At 30.3% G+C, this 17,556-nt stretch carries 14 protein-coding genes; all 14 read left to right on the top strand.

The window, feature by feature from the left end; genetic code table 11:
* Position 1 precedes the first annotated feature (1 nt).
* The 14 genes from galU to FHR85_RS05665 all read left to right on the top strand — a co-directional run bounded on the left by galU (position 2) and on the right by FHR85_RS05665 (position 17,360).
* Entirely contained in the window at positions 2 to 880 is an 879-nt protein-coding gene (galU, locus tag FHR85_RS05730) for a UTP--glucose-1-phosphate uridylyltransferase GalU (RefSeq protein WP_167261913.1), read from the top strand.
* 21 nt (positions 881 to 901) lie between these two features.
* Complete coding sequence (locus FHR85_RS05725) at positions 902 to 1,606, top strand: sugar transferase (RefSeq protein ID WP_279588347.1); 705 nt, start codon at positions 902 to 904, stop codon at positions 1,604 to 1,606.
* An 8-nt stretch (positions 1,607 to 1,614) separates the two neighbouring features.
* On the top strand, positions 1,615 to 2,829 hold the full coding sequence (locus FHR85_RS05720; RefSeq protein WP_167261912.1) for a glycosyltransferase family 4 protein: 1,215 nt from the start codon (positions 1,615 to 1,617) through the stop codon (positions 2,827 to 2,829).
* A gap of 2 nt (positions 2,830 to 2,831) precedes the next feature.
* Positions 2,832 to 3,692 carry a sulfotransferase family protein gene (locus FHR85_RS05715; protein WP_167261911.1) on the top strand — a complete coding sequence of 287 codons (861 nt, stop codon included), beginning with the start codon at positions 2,832 to 2,834 and terminating at the stop codon, positions 3,690 to 3,692.
* Positions 3,693 to 3,697: 5 nt separating this feature from the next.
* Positions 3,698 to 4,720 (top strand): SDR family NAD(P)-dependent oxidoreductase, encoded by a 1,023-nt coding sequence (locus FHR85_RS05710; protein WP_167261910.1) that lies wholly within the window; start codon positions 3,698 to 3,700, stop codon positions 4,718 to 4,720.
* Positions 4,717 to 5,826, top strand: coding sequence for a capsular polysaccharide biosynthesis protein CapF (locus FHR85_RS05705; RefSeq protein ID WP_167261909.1), 1,110 nt, complete (start codon positions 4,717 to 4,719; stop codon positions 5,824 to 5,826). The genes FHR85_RS05710 and FHR85_RS05705 overlap by 4 nt, the downstream gene beginning before the upstream one ends.
* Positions 5,827 to 5,830: 4 nt before the next feature.
* Positions 5,831 to 6,961 (top strand): non-hydrolyzing UDP-N-acetylglucosamine 2-epimerase, encoded by a 1,131-nt coding sequence (wecB, locus tag FHR85_RS05700; protein ID WP_167261908.1) that lies wholly within the window; start codon positions 5,831 to 5,833, stop codon positions 6,959 to 6,961.
* The gene (locus tag FHR85_RS05695; protein ID WP_167261907.1) at positions 6,954 to 8,240 is read left to right on the top strand and encodes a glycosyltransferase; all 1,287 of its coding nucleotides are present in this window, start codon (positions 6,954 to 6,956) and stop codon (positions 8,238 to 8,240) included. Before wecB ends, FHR85_RS05695 begins: the two co-directional genes overlap by 8 nt.
* 50 nt (positions 8,241 to 8,290) lie before the next feature.
* Entirely contained in the window at positions 8,291 to 9,547 is a 1,257-nt protein-coding gene (locus FHR85_RS05690; protein WP_167261906.1) for a hypothetical protein, read from the top strand.
* A gap of 63 nt (positions 9,548 to 9,610) precedes the next feature.
* Positions 9,611 to 10,753 carry a glycosyltransferase family protein gene (locus FHR85_RS05685; RefSeq protein ID WP_167261905.1) on the top strand — a complete coding sequence of 381 codons (1,143 nt, stop codon included), beginning with the start codon at positions 9,611 to 9,613 and terminating at the stop codon, positions 10,751 to 10,753.
* Positions 10,754 to 11,079: 326 nt separating this feature from the next.
* Positions 11,080 to 12,216, top strand: a complete 1,137-nt coding sequence (locus tag FHR85_RS05680) for an aminotransferase class I/II-fold pyridoxal phosphate-dependent enzyme (RefSeq protein ID WP_167261904.1) — start codon at positions 11,080 to 11,082, stop codon at positions 12,214 to 12,216.
* Between the two features lie 1,247 nt (positions 12,217 to 13,463).
* A complete protein-coding gene (locus FHR85_RS05675; protein ID WP_167261903.1) occupies positions 13,464 to 14,582 on the top strand; it encodes a glycosyltransferase family 4 protein in 1,119 nt (372 codons plus the stop codon).
* A gap of 528 nt (positions 14,583 to 15,110) precedes the next feature.
* A complete protein-coding gene (locus FHR85_RS05670; RefSeq protein ID WP_167261902.1) occupies positions 15,111 to 16,538 on the top strand; it encodes a lipopolysaccharide biosynthesis protein in 1,428 nt (475 codons plus the stop codon).
* Between the two features lie 15 nt (positions 16,539 to 16,553).
* Positions 16,554 to 17,360, top strand: coding sequence for a sulfotransferase domain-containing protein (locus FHR85_RS05665; protein ID WP_167261901.1), 807 nt, complete (start codon positions 16,554 to 16,556; stop codon positions 17,358 to 17,360).
* Positions 17,361 to 17,556 lie beyond the last annotated feature (196 nt).

Genomic DNA, 17,556 nt, shown 5'->3' with positions numbered 1-17,556 from the left:
AATGAAACCCGTCAAAAAAGCTATTATACCAGCAGCTGGGCTAGGAACCCGATTCTTGCCAGCGACAAAAGCCTTGCCTAAAGAAATGTTACCTATTGTTGATAAACCGACGATCCAATACATTGTAGAAGAAGCGATTGAATCAGGCATTGAAGATATTATTATCGTAACAGGTAAAGGCAAACGAGCGATTGAAGACCATTTTGATAATTCATATGAATTAGAGGACGCACTGATCGAAAAAGAGAAATATGAATTGTTAGAGAAGGTGAGAAAATCTTCTAATGTAGACCTGCATTACATAAGACAAAAAGAACCTAAGGGATTAGGACATGCGGTTTGGTGCGCACGTAAATTTATCGGTGACGATCCATTCGCGGTTTTATTAGGCGATGATATCGTCCGCGCTGAAACACCAGGTCTAAAACAATTGATTAACAATTACGATGAAACTGGAAAATCCATTATTGGCGTGCAAACCGTCCCTGAAGGTGAAACGAATCGTTATGGTATTATTGATCCATTAGAACAAGATGGACGTCTTTATCAAGTCAATAACTTTGTTGAAAAACCAGCGCTAGGCCAAGAACCTTCTAATCTGGCAATCATGGGTCGCTATGTCTTGAATCCTGAAGTGATGGATTATTTAGGCGAACAAAAAATTGGCGCTGGTAACGAAATTCAACTAACAGATGCAATTCAGGCGTTAAATGAACAGCAATCAGTCTATGCTTATGATTTTGAAGGGCGTAGGTATGATGTGGGTGAGATTAAAGGGTTCTTGAAGACCACGATAGAAATGTCATTGGAACGTGACGATGTTCGCGATGATATTTTGGAGTTTATGTCTACTGTTCTAGATAATTATAAAATAAAATAGAACAAAAGGTCGTGATACAACATGAAAAAAAACAGTATGTATAATAAAAGGGTTAAAAGGTTTGTTGATTTCACAGTTGCACTAATATCTATTTTTATACTAAGCCCTATACTTATAAGTTTAGCTATTCTTGTTAAAGTGAAAATTGGGTCACCAGTTCTTTTTAAACAAAAACGCCCAGGTTTAAATGAAACTATTTTTACTATGTACAAATTTCGGACAATGACAAATGAAAAAGATAGTGAAGGTGAATTATTATCAGATGATGATCGTTTAACTAAATTTGGGAAGTTTCTACGGTCAACATCGTTTGATGAACTGCCTGAACTAATAAACATTACTAAAGGTGATATGTCTATTGTAGGCCCAAGGCCGCAACTGGTTAAAGATATGGTCTTTATGACAGATGCACAAAGAGAAAGACATGAGTTAAGACCTGGGTTAACTGGTTGGGCTCAAATAAACGGAAGAAACAGTGTTACATGGGAAGATAAGTTGTCATTAGATTTAGAGTATTTGAAAGAACAATCTTGGAGTTTGGACCTTAAAATAGTTCTTATAACTGCTATGAATGTCTTCAAACGTGAAGGTATATCTTCAGAAGGAATGGAGACAGCAGAAGATTTAGGTGATTATCTGCTCAGGGAAGATGTTATAGATATTGATGAATATTATGCTAAAATAGTTGAAAGCAATAGATTGATTGATGATCACAAGGCAGGTTGAAAACTTTTATGAATGTATTATTTTTAATGTTAAATTACCCCTATGATCCAAGTAGAGAACATATGTATAAGGATTTGAGTAGAAAATTTGCTGAACAAGGACATAATGTATATGTGGCAGCCTTATTAGAACATAAAAATGCTGATAGGACCTTCGTTCAAGAAGAATCAAATCATAAGATACTATGGATTAATGCCGGCGATTATTTCGGAGTTAATAAGTTCAAAAAAGGTTTAACGGCGATACAATTGCCATTGCATTTTAATAAAGCTATAAAGGACTATTTTTCTGATGTTGATTTTGATCTAATTATTTATCCAACTCCAGCAATCACATTATACTATACTGTGAAAAAATTAAAGAAAAAACATCCTAATGCTGAATACTTATTGGTTGTGAAAGATATTTTTCCACAAAATGCAGTTGATATAGGAATGATGGACAAAAATATAGTTTATAAGGCTTTTAGGTATATTGAAAAGAAACTATATCAAACATCTGATTATCTAGGATGTATGTCACAAGGGAATATAAATTATATTCAACAAAATAATAATGTAGATAAGAGTAAATTTTTTAAATTAGAAAACTGGTCTTCTGTATATAATGTGGAACGTCTAGAATCTACGCAAGCGGAAAAAATTAAACAGAAATACGGCATTGATAAAAAGTTTGTACTAACGTTTGGAGGAAATATTAGCCCAGCCAATGAGTTAGAGTTTTTAGTAAAATTAGCTGAAAGATTAAAACTAAACGGTGTGGATGATGTACATTTTTTAATTATTGGAAAAGGGATTGCGAAAGAAAAAATAAAAAATCTAGTTTTAGATAAGAAGTTAGATAATATTTCACTATTTGACTTTGTTCCTACAGAAGAGTATGACCAACTTTTAAAATTAAGTGATATTGGTCTAGTGAACTTGAATAGGAATTATACAATCCCTAACATACCATCAAAAACCTTGAATTTAATGAGGCTTGGAATACCAGTCTTAGCTGCGACGGATGTTAATACAGATTATCGCAAATTAATTGAAGAAGAAGCAAGGTGTGGGTTATGGTCCGAAACAGGAGATATAGATATATATTATAATAATTTAATGAAATTGAGATCTTCTAAAGATTTAAGAGACGAATTATCTATTAATGGTAGAAACTATTTTGAGAATCATCTAACAACTGATAAAGCATATAAGAATATAATAGAAAAAGTCGAGGATTAATTATGAATATTGTTATTATTGGTGCTGCGAGATCAGGGACGAATATGTTAAGGGACTTATTAACAGAACTTAATGACTTTGCGACATGGCCTTGTGATGAAATCAATTATATCTGGCGTTATGGCAATAAAACTATAGAACATGATGAACTTTCGATTGAAAATATCAACAGTAAAAATAAAGAGTATATAAACAAACAATTCAGATGGGTGAAAGACAAATATCAAGTTAATCATGTTATAGAAAAAACATGTGCAAATTCATTAAGAGTTGATTTCGTAGATTCAATCGTGGAAGATGCCAAATATTTATTCATTTTCAGAGACCCTATCGATGTAATCGCAAGTGCAGACAAGAGGTGGAAAGCCAGTTTAGACCTAAAGTATACAGCGAAGAAAGCTAGGTTTATTCCTAAACAAGATATACCTTATTATGGGGGAAAATACCTTTTAAATAGACTGCAAAAGTTTTGGAATAATGAAAAAAGATTATCCTACTGGGGACCTAAATATACCGGTTTTGAAAACGATGCTGAAAAATTAAGTGCAGTAGAAATCTCTGCAAAACAATGGAAAAAATCAGTGAGTAATACTATGAACTCCTTATTAAAAATGCAAGAAAGTAAATATATAGCAGTGGAATATAATGATTTAGTTCGTAATCCTGAAAAACAAATCAAATTTATTTTAGACTCACTCCATATTGAATATAATTATGATAAATTAAAATCTATATGCTCAGAAGTATCTGCAAAAAGTATAGGTAAAGGCTATGAAACTTTGAGTGATGAAGAAATCGCTAAAATAAATGGAATTGTCGGAAATACTTATCAAAAATTATTAGATCAATTTATTGAGGTGTGAGAAAAGTGTTTACTAATAAAACAATTTTAATAACAGGTGGGACAGGATCTTTCGGTAATGCTGTTATGCGACGGTTTTTAGAAACAGATGTGAAAGAAATTCGAATTTTATCACGTGATGAAAAGAAACAAGATGATTTGCGTAAACATTATCAAAATAACAAACTTAAATTTTACATAGGTGATGTAAGAGATAAACAAAGCGTTAAAGATGCTATGTACGGTGTTGATTACATATTTCATGCTGCAGCTTTGAAACAAGTGCCTTCGTGTGAATTTTTCCCAATGGAAGCCGTTAAAACAAATGTTGAAGGAACTGAAAATGTATTACAAGCAGCCATCGAAGCAGGAATTGAAAAGGTTATTTGTTTATCTACGGATAAAGCAGCTTATCCTATAAACGCTATGGGGATTTCGAAAGCGATGATGGAGAAAGTGTTTGTTGCGAAATCCAAAACAGTTGATCCGGAAAGAACTTTGATTAGTGGTACTAGGTATGGTAATGTGATGGCTTCTCGTGGTTCAGTGATACCGTTATTTATTGATCAAATCAAAAATGATCAACCTATTACAATTACAGATCCCGAAATGACAAGGTTTCTCATGACATTAGAAGAAGCGGTTGAGTTAGTGATTTTTGCATACGAAAATGCTGAATCTGGAGATATCATGGTTCAAAAAGCTCCAGCTTCAACGATTGGAGATTTAGCAAAAGCATTAAAAGAGTTGTTTAATGCTGATAATGAAATAAAAGTTATAGGTACAAGGCATGGCGAGAAATTATACGAAACACTACTAACTAAAGAAGAACATGTTGTAGCTGAAGATTTAGGTGGATTCTATCGTGTTCCTGCAGATACTAGAGACCTTAATTATGATAAGTATTTTGTTGAAGGTAGTGAAGAATTATCTACTGATGATGAGTATAATTCTCATAATACAGAACGATTGTCTATAGACCAGGTTAAAGAAAAACTATTAACTCTAGATGTTGTACAAGAGGCATTGAAAGGATGGCATAAATCATGAAAATCTTGATAACAGGATCAAATGGCTTTATTGCTAAAAACTTGATAGCTGAATTGGAAAGTCAAGGTCATGATGAATTATTATTGTTTAATCGTAATAGTTCACTAGATGATCTTGAAGACTATTGTCATAATGCTGATTTTATTTTTCATTTAGCTGGAGTAAATCGTCCTGAACGTGACGAGGAGTTCATGGAAGGTAATTATGATTTAACTAATGAGTTGCTTAATAAGTTAAAGAAACATAATAACCGTAGCCCAATTTTAATCACCTCTTCTATACAGGCTGAACAGGATAATCTTTATGGAAAAAGTAAAAAAGCAGGAGAAGATTTAGTGTTTGATTATGGTGAGCGACACCAAGTTAGTACATATATCTATCGATTACCTAATGTGTTCGGTAAATGGAGTGAACCGAATTATAATAGTGCTGTGGCTACTTTTTGTTATAACATTGCTAACGATATACCTATTCAAGTAAATGATCCCAATGTAGTTATGCAACTTGTTTACATTGACGATGTCGTTAAAGAATTTCTTCAAGCTTTAAATAACAGTCCGAACAAAATTGATTATTTTTGTGAAGTGCCTACTGTTCATCGTGTTACTTTAGGAAATATAGTTGAATTAATACAGTCATTTAAAGATAGCAGAAATAATTATTTTGTTCCCGACTTGTCTGATGAATTTACAAAGAAACTCTATAGTACTTATTTAAGTTATTTAGATACTGATAATTTTAGTTACCCATTGAAGAAGAATGTTGATCATCGTGGTTCTTTCACTGAGATTTTGAAGACGCCTGATCGAGGACAAGTTTCAGTGAATGTTAGCAAACCAGGCATAACTAAAGGGAATCATTGGCATCATACAAAAAACGAGAAATTTTTAGTAGTTTCAGGTGAAGGTGTTATCCGATTCCGTCAATATGGAAGCGACAAGATAATTGAATATCATGTTTCAGGTGAACAACTTGAAGTGATTGATATTCCAGTCGGTTATACGCATAATATCGAGAATTTAGGAGACACAGAAATGGTAACATTAATGTGGGCGAATGAACTATTTGACCCTGATAACCCTGATACGCACTATTTGGAGGTTTAATAAAATGGAAATGTTGAAAGTCATGACGGTAGTAGGTACTCGCCCTGAAATTATTCGATTGTCAACTGTTATTAATAAACTGGAACAATCAGATGCAATTGATCATACACTTGTCCATACAGGTCAAAACTATGATTATGAATTGAATGAAGTGTTTTTTAAAGATTTCCATTTAAGAAAACCAGATTTCTTTTTGAATTCAGCACAAGGTTCAGCGATAGAAACAATAGGAAATATATTTATCGCTATTGACCCCGTTTTGGATGAAGTTAATCCAGATGCACTATTGGTGTTGGGTGATACAAATAGTTGTTTAACGGCCATTGCAGCCAAACGCAAGAAAATCCCGATTTTTCATATGGAAGCAGGAAATCGTTGTTTTGACCAACGTGTGCCTGAAGAAACAAACCGAAAAATTGTGGATCATACTGCTGATATTAATTTGACTTATAGTAGTATTGCTAGAGAATATTTGATTAATGAGGGATTATCAGCAGATCGAGTTATTAAAACAGGTAGCCCTATGTATGAAGTTTTAAACTCAAGACAAGACGATATAAAGAATTCTGATGTATTACAGGAACTTGAGCTTGAAGAGGGTAACTATTTCCTTGTATCAGCTCACCGAGAAGAAAATATTAATTCAGAGCGAAATTTTAATGACTTAATGGAAAGCTTAAATTATATCGCTGAACATTTTAAAATACCGGTAATAATCAGTACTCATCCTCGGACTATGAAAATGATTGAATCTAATGATGTTCCATTACATTCACTAATTCAAACATTAAAGCCATTAGGGTTTAATGATTATAATAAATTACAAATAAGTTCGCGTGCTGTGTTAAGTGATAGCGGTACAATTAGTGAAGAATCTTCTATATTAGGGTTTAGAGCGTTAAATATTAGAGAGGCACATGAAAGACCAGAGGCAATGGAAGAAACATCAGTTATGATGATAGGGTTAAAGAAAGAAAGAATCCTACAAGGGTTAACAGTTTTGAATGATCAAGATAGTACTACTTTAAGGTTGGTAAATGATTATAGTATGCCTAACGTTTCTGAGAAAGTTGTAAGAATCATTTTATCTTATACTGATTATGTTAATAGAAAGGTATGGCAAAATAATGAGTAATGACTTTCCTAATCTGCTTATAATAAGTAATAATGCATTAAGTTTCACACGCAATAATGGGAAAACTTTGAACTCGCTCATCAAAGATATTCCGGAGGAGAATATCTCACAATTATACCTAAGTAAAGAAGTTCCTCAGAGTGATAATTGTAACAATTTCTTTAGGATAACTGATGAAGAAATGTTTCAGAGTTTCTTTTTAAAAAGAAATGATGTCGGAAAAATAGTGGGAAAAATCGAAAGTGAAAAACGAGAAGAAAAAACTGATTCAAATAATCTTAAAAATTTAATTAAAACAAAAGAATCTTTTAGATTATTGAGAGAAAGTTTTTGGCTAAAAAATAAATGGAATAGTAAAAGACTGAATGATTGGCTTGAAGAAGTTTCTCCTGAAGTAATTTTGTTTTGTGCAGGAGATAGTTCATTCGCTTATGACATTACTAATTTTGTAAGAAATAAATTTAATGCAAAATTAATAACCTATGTAACTGATGATTATATTTTACCTAGAACCAATTCATCTTGGCTTGAAAATATTAGAAGGAAGAAAATCAGAAAACAATTAAATGAAGTAATATACTCATCTGATAAGTTTATCACTATCTCAGAAAAAATGAGGTATAAATATCACGAAATTTTTGATAAAGATAGTGTAGTATTTATGAATTCAACTACAAGTTTTAAAAAAGCAAATTATAATCAAAAAGATAAATCTGAAATGTCACTAGTTTACGCTGGCGGACTACAACACAACAGACATAAGAGTTTAATAGAAATAGCGAAAGCAATTGAATTAATTAATAAACGATTAAACAAACCAGTCAAATTGTATATTTATTCTAATAATGAACCTAATAAGAAGATTTTAAGTAAATTGAATAGAGAAGATTCTAGTGAGTTTTGTGGATCATTAAATAGGGATGAATTAACAAAAGTTTTGAATAATTCAGATATATTAGTTCATGTAGAATCATTTGAGGTGAAGGATATAGAAGATACAAGACTTTCGATGTCTACCAAAATTCCAGAATATTTATCGTTCGAAAAGCCTATTTTAGCTGTAGGTCCAAATGATATAGCTTCAGTTGAATATTTAAAAGATGTTGGCTATTGCATCACAAACATTAACAATATAGAAGAAAACCTAAGGAATTTTTTAAATAATGATACACTACAAAAAAAATTAATACGAAAATCTAGAGAAAGGTTTCTATCCAATCATAATCAAGATAGAATATCAAAGAAGTTTCTTACAGAAATACAAAAACTAAGACAATAAATCAAAAAGTTAAGTTTGTTTATTTTAATTTTAAATAGGAAGAGTTATATATGAACACATTAAAAATAGTGAAATTCTTATACATTTTATTTTCGATATACATATTACTTGCTATATTTTCAACAACATTATCATTATTTTATATTATTCCCTCAATAATAATGTTGTGGTTAAACTACATTTTTTTTAATTTAGGGATAAGATCATTTAATCTTAAACAGACAAACTTTAATAGGAAAGCACAAAACACTCAGCCTTTATTGTTTCGTTTAAGTAAAATGAAGCTAATGTTTGTAATAATTATTGTAAACGTTTTTTCAATACTGGCTACTAATTATTATACAGGGCAAACTCCAATCAGTTTGATGCAGTTATTCTTAGATGGTGGTTCACAATATAATCAATATCAAGAATATTTCAGAACGAATAACTTATCACAGTTTAATCTGTCTAAGATACCTTACGTTCTCATGCTTTTTATAATAAAATTCGTTTTAATTTACAGTTACATTACAGTTTTTACACATAATAAAAAAATAAGTAAATTCAATTTATTTTTTATTATAATGATCTCCATCCCACATATTTATTTTGGACAAGCAAGAGGCACGAATTTCGAATTGTTTGAGATAGTAATTTTGATAATTTTCATAATTTTTGTTAGACAAAAAATATATGCCACAAAAAAACTAAACTTATCAAATTATTTAAAAATAACTTTTGTTATATTGATAATGATTTTTATCTTTAATTTTATGTTAGGACTCAGAGGAGTAGAATTTAACCAACATATCACAAATGATATTCAATATAATTCAAATGAAATTTTACCAAAAATTTCACAAGAATTATCGATATTTATTCTTTCTATTTTTAATTACTTAGGATTCGGTTTTTTCTACACTTCCACTTATATACAAGAAATATGGTTTAGCTCTTCAACTAACCTTATTTCGGGTTTCTTTCCTGGTATGTTAAATTCAAATCTTAATTTAACTCAATCTGTTAGAAGTTTGATAGATGTTGGTGTCAAATGGACACCAGATTCTATGAAATTAATTGAGAATTATGGTTATATTGGTCTATTGCTTTTTTGCTTTCTATTAGGATTTTTATCTAAATATACATATCAATCAATGCACTCTAGGAGTGTTGTTTATATAATAAATTTTTTAATAGTATTACAAATGTTTTCATTGCCGATTGGTAAATTGATATTAACAACAAGTGCTACGAAGTTAATTGTTTTAGTTGTAATACTCATACTATTGTGGGAAAAGACCATAGGTAAAAAAATAGTACTTTGAATTTGTAAATAAAATCTTAAATCTAGTATAAAGGAGGTTATCTTTATTTCAGACATAGCAGTGGTGGTCGTAACTTATAATAGACCTTCTTCATTAGAACGGTTACTTAAGGCTTTAAAAAATTCATACTATGGCAATGATAATGTTGATTTAATAATAAGTATTGATAAAAGTGATAAAGAAAAAGTAGTAAAGGAAATTGCAGATAATTATAACTGGAATGTTGGTAACAAATACGTAAGAACCTTCAAGGAAAGACAAGGATTACGAAATCATATTTTAAAGTGTGGTGATCTAACAAATAGCTATGAAGCTGTAATTATATTTGAAGACGACATTGTTCCTGCAGAGAATTTTTACAAATTCTCGAAAGAAGCTTTGAATTATTATAAAAATGATTCAAAAATAGCTGGTATATCATTGTATTCACCACTAATTAACGAAATGGCAGAAAAGCCATTTGCTCCAATGCAAGATCATTCCGATGTATATTTTATACAAAGCGCCCAATCTTGGGGGCAATGTTGGTCAAAAGAAATGTGGAATGATTTTAGGTCGTGGTATGAAAACAATAATACATTGAAGACAGGTTATGATATGCCTTCCAAAATATATAGTTGGCCTGAAACTTCTTGGAAGAAATTTTACATGAAATATATAGTTGAAACCAATAAGTTTTTTGTATATCCTTATATATCATTATCTACAAATGCTTCTGAAATAGGTGAACATGCAAAACAACAAAGCAATATGTATCAAGTACCTCTACTTCATGGAATTAAAGATTATAAATTTACTGATTTCGAGAATGGAATAAAATATGATGTTTTTTTTGAAAATATGGAGATAGGTGAGTGTTACTTAGGGATTAATAATTCAAATTTATGTGTAGATTTGTATGGAACAAAAAATCATAATTTCTATAAAAGGTATGTCTTAACTAAAAAGAGGATGAATTATAATGTAATAAAAAGATATTCACTAAGTTTTAAACCACATGATGTTAATATTATATTTGATGAAACTGGAGATGATATTTATCTATATGATCTTGGAGAAGAAGTCCCGACTATTATAAAAGGGAAAATTGACATAAAAAAAGATCTAGATTTTAATTCAGTTTTGCCATGGAAATATTCTTTAATCAAAGGAATTTTAAATTTTAAAGAATACATTATTCGTAGAATGTTTAAACATGAAAAATAGTATATAAAGAAATTCATATTAATTTACTATTTCACCATAGTGTTGATCTGTTATTAAATTACTATAGAGTAATGTGCGAAGGTACTACTATTAAAATTGACTCTTTAAATTATTAGATTGATTGAGAAGAAGTGATAGTCATCTCTAATGTTTTCAGTAGTTTTATAAATGGTATGAACTATTTCTAAGGAGATTTGAACAGAAACCGAAGTTTTGAGTTGTAATTGAAGTATATATAAATATATTACTTATTAATACTCCTTTTCCTATATTGAAATAATATGTGCATAAAAATTGTCTAAAATTTTTGCAGAAAAGAGGAAAAAATGAACAAAATATTTTTATCTAGCCCACATATGTCAGGGAATGAACAAAAATATATTAAAGAAGCATTTGATTTAAATTGGATAGCTCCTCTTGGCAACAACGTGAATGGTTTTGAAGAAGCGTTGTCCGATTATAATAAGATTAAACATACAACAGTTATGTCATCTGGAACTGCAGCCATTCATTTGGCATTGAAAATTATAGAAGTTGAACCACAAGACCATGTATTTTTATCTTCTTTAACTTTTGTAGCAACTGCAAATCCAGTACTATATGAACATGCTACACCTGTTTTTATTGATTCTGAACCAGATAGTTGGAATATGTCGCCGTTGGCATTAGAAAGAGCGTTACAAGATTACGATCGATCTAATCAATTGCCTAAAGCGGTAATTGTTGTGAACTTATATGGTCAGAGCGCAAAAATGGATGAAATTATGTCGGTATGTAATTCTTATAATGTCCCAGTTATTGAAGATGCTGCCGAGTCACTAGGCAGTGAATACAAGAATTATAAAAGTGGCACCTTTGGTCACTATGGTATCTATTCATTCAATGGTAATAAAATCATTACAACTTCAGGCGGTGGGGCTCTGGTTTCTGATGATGAATATTCTATTCAAAAAGCCCGGTTTTTATCGACTCAAGCTCGTGACCCTGCTGTACATTATGAACACAGTCAACTGGGATATAACTACCGTATGAGTAATATAGTTGCAGGCGTTGGAAGAGGACAATTAGAAGTATTAGATCAACGTGTGAAACAAAGACGTGCTGTGTTTAAACGTTATTTTGAAGCTTTTCATCAGTTAGAGGGTATTGAATTTCAACCTGAGCTTGAAGAGAGTATGTCTAATAGATGGCTCACTGCTTTAACGATTGACCCCTACCAAACAGGAGTGTCACGTGATGATATAATTGAAGCCCTTAATGAAGAGAATATTGAGGCACGTCCGGTATGGAAACCAATGCATTTACAGCCTTTATATCAAGCATATACCTATTACCCTTTCTATAATAGTAAAAGTGTATCAGATGAATTATTTGAGAAGGGACTTTGTTTACCATCAGGATCTAATCTAGTTGAAGAAGATCAAGAGAGAGTTATTCAAATTATTTTAAATTTAATGAGCTAAGTTTATATCTATTCAATATATTGTGAGAGTAACTGTGGTGGCAGTCATAAAACAATGTATAAAACAGTAGAAAAGATTTTCCGAGAAGGGGTAGCCACTTTAAGGATCAGCTCGTGATACTTATCGCTTTTCCAACACATGTGTAACTAAGGACTTGCTTTTTAAAACTCCACAATTTTGAATTATGAAGAAACCTGTTATTATACTCTTTTGAATCCATATAGATTAGTATCTCTGTTACCTCTTCAGATAGAAGATGATTAAGACATGAAAATCACTTCTACATCTGGACGAATTTAGAATGATTCTATTGATAGGTATTATAACAGAAATTCAGCTGTTTATTTTATCTTCTCACCTATAGTTGACAGAATGGATGATTCAAGTTATTTCAACCAGGTTTGGGGTGCCGTTAAATATTCCAAGGGGTACTTTTCCTGAATTAAAGGCGGCTTCTAACATTTAATTTAAGAAACCGATATTCTAAAGATACTTTCTTTTTATAACACCGATTACAACGTAGACAATATCGCAGATATTATCTTCAAGGGTTATTTGCCATCAATATAAAGAATAGCCTATTTTCTTGAGTTAACACTTCTGCTATGTACAAATATAATGTCTTCTGAAATCAAATTAGTCAAGTTATAAATAATATAAAGAGTATAGACGTGACTTGGCTTGCGCTCAATGAAGTTTTCGATTTAAATTTTTCTGATATACTGTAATGGTTTTAAAGAGCTAATTTTTTATTAAAGTTGGAACATTTCCGTCCATAATACGAATTACAAACCGAGTTGATAACCATAACTACGATCTTATAATTTTCAGTATGGTTTTTTGGAGAATTGGTTCATTTTTCTCTTCACTTTGGATTCAATTTTTGGATTAAAGAACAGGCTGAATTATCTAGATTATTTTAAAGATGTTTGATCAATTCTTATAGACATAGGATAGAAGGTCTCCTATTACGAGTTGATTTATATAATAACTACGAAAATACTCTACCCATTTCTATAGAGCAAAGTTTTTTACCTAATTATTGTACATCATCATGTTATGTTGTTAATCGAATATAGTTTTTTATAAGGAAATCCTCTGTCCATAAGTGTATTAACTTTAATATTACCAGGTGATAATATTATATGAAGTCAAAATATTTCAGACTGTTAAGGATAACTATATCAATATATTAAATAGCGTTTTGGTAAATGAAGAACATTATTATGATAAGTGGAAGTGAAATTATGAATAATGAAAAAACGATCCTCCTTTTTTCGGATTTTCCGACAGAAAACAAACCTGCAAATTTTATGTTTGTTAAACACAGAACAGAAATTTTAAAGAAAAAATATAATATAATAGTCGTTTCAGTTGAAGTAACTAAGGATGAAAGTGAAGTGACTTGTTATGAAGAAGAGAATTTTAAGCACTACGTCATAAAACTGAATTCACGAATCCCCAAAATAAGAAGTGTTATATTAGATAAGCATGCATTAAAATTGTTATCTTATATTATTGAAGAATATGCTCCTTCATTAATAGAAGTTCATTTTTCTAGTTATCGCAGTTGGTTAGTTCGCAAGATATCTAAAATATACAATATACCATATATTATTGTAGAACATGCCACCTTTTTTGAAAGAAAGGTAAAAAGCTTATATTATGGTCCTAAAATCAAAAAGGCTTTGCTTAATGCGGCTAAGGTAGTAGCTGTAAGCCAACCATTAAAAGAAACAATGAATAAATATGTTAATACAGATATAGAAGTCGTACCCAACATTGTATCTACTGATAAATTTAAAATTATGAACGATAGAGTTGATAATGAAACTCCTCAATTAGTGACTGTAGGTAGTTTAGACTTAAATGATAAAAAAGGATATGTAGATTTATTAGAGAATCTAGCTATACTAAAACAAAAAGGATACGATTTTAAGCTTAAAATTGCAGGAAATGGACCTAATAAAGATAACTTAATTAATAAACGTAACGAGTTAAAATTAATTGATAATGTTGAATTTATTGGAACAATAAATAATGAAGACTTAGTTCAGTTGTTTAATGAGTCAGACTTTTTTGTTTCAACTAGCAAAATAGAAACATTCGGAGTAGCTATTGTTGAAGCAATGAGTTGTGGTTTGCCGATAGTTGCAACTTATTCTGGTGGTCCTGAAACCTTTGTTGGTGAACAAGTAGGAGTACTTGCTCAACATTCTTCTGAGGATATTGCTAAGAGTATTGAGTATATGCTTAATAATTATAGAAATTATAAAAGAATAGAAATCCGTAATAACGTTATAAAAAACTTTTCCGAAGATAAATATTTAGAGAGAATGAAAAAAATATACGATAAATTGATCTAAGTGGTATAGTTAGATGAAAAATGACATTAGGGAAATAAGGTTATTACTAATGTTAGTCAGTACATGTGAGAGACAATTATGACATAAGGTAAGAACTGGTTTTGGAATAGTATAAAGAATCACAAAGCTGAAAATATTACCACTGATTAATCATGAAATATAGACTTATAGCTAACCTTTGAACGTTGATAGGTTGATGCATTTAGTCTTAGACAGTATTATTAAAGTCTAACTAACATTTTGAGAATCAACATAGACCTAAATTTACTGATGAGTTATTTTCGTACCAGTCAAAAAATTAAAATTCCTTGGTGCGCGGAAGTGTAGAATTAATCGTTTATGATACAAATTCTACTATAGTAGTGTAATTGATAAAACTAAAAATTACAAAAGATGTCGGCTAGCATCGATACTATAGTCTTGAGAATAATTTCTAAATTGATGAACTGGTAGTATTTAATTAGTTTTGAACTCATATTTTTAGTTGCATACTAGAATACTATATTATAAAAGGATAGAAGGATAATCATGAAAGACAACTTGCTTAAAAATTTTTTGAAGTTTTCATACGGTAGCTGGATAGGGATGATTATTGGATTAGTGACTACAATGGTTATAACTCGTCTTCTTACACCAGAATCATTTGGTAAATTTTCTATGTATGAATTATTTGTTCAAATGAGTATGGTTTTTGCTATATTCGGGAGTGACCAGGCCTTTATTAGATTCTTTTACGAAGAAGAAAAAGAAAAAAGAACAGATCTTTTATATAATTCAATGAAGATACCGATTCTAACAACTATCATAATATTAATAGGAACATTTTTATTTTATAAACCTATTACCTCTTTTGTCTTTGGAGAAGCGAATATAAGCTATGTATGGTACTTGAATATAGGGATTATAACTCAACTAATTTTTCGTTACGCTCAACTAGTTGTACGAATGCAACAAAAAGGAAACATTTACTCGGTTCTACAAATGCTTCAAAGAGCATTTGATTTTGTTCTGATTTTATCTTTTTTCTATTTAATAGGGGATAACTTTCAAACTTTAGTAAGTGCTAGAATAGTAACGATATTATTATTAATTATAGTAGCTATTTACTCAACAAAAGATTTTTGGTTTTATCAAAGTGAAACTACCAAACAAGTTAGACATACTAAAATGAGCATATTCAAATATGGGTCCCCTTTTGTTTTTACGGTATTTATTTCATTATTGTTTCAATCATTTGATAAAATAGCTTTGCGTCAATGGAGTGATTTTGACGAGCTAGGAATCTATTCTGCAGCTATGAAATTAGTTGCTCTAGTAATGATACTTAGGACTACATTCAGTAATTTTTGGACTCCAGTTGCATTTGAAAAATATGAGAATGAGCCAGAGAATAGAAAGTTCTTTAGATTGATTAATTCTTTAGTGGCATATATTATGCTTTTAGTCGGTATAATCAGCATCGCATTTAGAGAAGTAATAGCTATGCTATTAGGGGAACAATTTCAAGAAGCTGCAATAATCGTGCCTTTTTTGATCTTTATGCCTGTTTTTTTCACTATATCTGAAACCACTGTAATGGGAATTAATTTTGTAAAAAAGACTTATTGGCATATTTTAATTTCAACACTTGCTTGTGGAAGTAATATAACATTAAATTGGTTACTGGTACCCGAATACGGAGCGATAGGTGCGGCTATTGCAACCGCTATATCAATCATTATTTTCTTTTCGTTAAGAACCTTTATTTCTTATTATTATTATCGTGTACCGTATACCGCTGGGAGAATGTATTTTATGATTGGTTTATTATTCGTCTATAGTAGTTTAGCTGTAATAGGGATATCTTTTTGGGAAAATATTTTTCTAGGTATAGCAATGGGTATAGTACTTACTTTAGTATACCAAAAGGAAATTAAATACATAATTTCAAATAAACAGGTTCTAATGAATTCATAGTAAGAGGGTGATATAATGCTAAAAAAAATAGTATTAAAAGCTTATAATTTAGTTTTAAAAAACTATAAAAACATGACTTCAGAAATAAATAAAGATGCAATATTTGTTTTAGGTAATCAAAAAAGTGGTACTTCTGCAATAGTAGGTTTACTTGCCGGGTTGAGTGATAAATCTGTCACTATAGATACTAAAGGAATATATGAGCCAATTCAGTCTAATATTCATTCAGGAAACACCTCATTTTCAACATTTGTAAAGAAGAATAAATATGATTTTTCCCCTTCTTTAATAAAAGAACCTAGTTTTACCTTTCTATATAAAGATATAAGAAATATTTTCAATTCAAGAAAAAATGTTTTTATTGTACGAGATCCACGCGATAATATAAGAAGTATTTTAAACCGCCTAAACCTCCCTGGACATGTTGAAAATTTTGAATATGATACACCTGAGTTATGGGAAACTGTTAGTGAAGATTGGAAACTAACGATTACAAATAATTTTTTACATGTTAAAAGCTCTAATGATATAGGAAAAATGGCTGAACGTTGGGTGAAAGCAATTGAAGTTTATGAACAATATCAGGATGAATTTGTTTTGTTAAGATATGAAGAATTTAAAATGGATAAGAATAAAGAAATAAAAAATCTAGCAAAAAAATTAGATTTACCAGAGATTAATGATATAAGTAGTAAATTAGATCACCAGTTTCAACCAAAAGGAAACAATGATATGAGTCATGAAGATTTTTTTGGGAAAAATAATTTAGAACTAATTAATTCCATTTGTGAAAAACATATGAAAAAATACGGGTATAAATAGAAGATTGTAAAGATGAGTTTGAAGGTAAAGGGTCTTGAATGATTTTGACGTTTTTAAAGATTACACAGATGTCATTGTGGTCAATTTTATATCAGAATAATTAGATGATGTCTATCTTAAGGTCTACACAAGAAATAAGTTCAAAAATGATTACATGAATAGTTTAATTTGTAATATAGTGTTAATGTCAATCAAA

Source organism: Alkalibacillus almallahensis, assembly GCF_011761495.1.
GTDB classification, from domain to species: Bacteria; Bacillota; Bacilli; order Bacillales; family Alkalibacillaceae; genus Alkalibacillus; species Alkalibacillus almallahensis.
Note: the sequence above shows the minus strand (reverse complement) of the source record. Positions and strands in the feature narration are given on the sequence as shown.

Bases quoted from the DNA above. Each gene is read 5' to 3' on its own strand.
- FHR85_RS05715 (WP_167261911.1), top strand. From the start codon at position 2,832: ATGAATATTGTTATTATTGGTGCTGCGAGATCAGGGACGAATATGTTA.
- FHR85_RS05705 (WP_167261909.1), top strand. From the start codon at position 4,717: ATGAAAATCTTGATAACAGGATCAAATGGCTTTATTGCTAAAAACTTG.
- FHR85_RS05680 (WP_167261904.1), top strand. From the start codon at position 11,080: ATGAACAAAATATTTTTATCTAGCCCACATATGTCAGGGAATGAACAA.
- FHR85_RS05690 (WP_167261906.1), top strand. From the start codon at position 8,291: ATGAACACATTAAAAATAGTGAAATTCTTATACATTTTATTTTCGATA.
- FHR85_RS05725 (WP_279588347.1), top strand. From the start codon at position 902: ATGAAAAAAAACAGTATGTATAATAAAAGGGTTAAAAGGTTTGTTGAT.
- wecB (WP_167261908.1), top strand. From the start codon at position 5,831: ATGGAAATGTTGAAAGTCATGACGGTAGTAGGTACTCGCCCTGAAATT.
- galU (WP_167261913.1), top strand. From the start codon at position 2: ATGAAACCCGTCAAAAAAGCTATTATACCAGCAGCTGGGCTAGGAACC.
- FHR85_RS05675 (WP_167261903.1), top strand. From the start codon at position 13,464: ATGAATAATGAAAAAACGATCCTCCTTTTTTCGGATTTTCCGACAGAA.
- FHR85_RS05695 (WP_167261907.1), top strand. From the start codon at position 6,954: ATGAGTAATGACTTTCCTAATCTGCTTATAATAAGTAATAATGCATTA.
- FHR85_RS05665 (WP_167261901.1), top strand. From the start codon at position 16,554: ATGCTAAAAAAAATAGTATTAAAAGCTTATAATTTAGTTTTAAAAAAC.
- FHR85_RS05720 (WP_167261912.1), top strand. From the start codon at position 1,615: ATGAATGTATTATTTTTAATGTTAAATTACCCCTATGATCCAAGTAGA.
- FHR85_RS05670 (WP_167261902.1), top strand. From the start codon at position 15,111: ATGAAAGACAACTTGCTTAAAAATTTTTTGAAGTTTTCATACGGTAGC.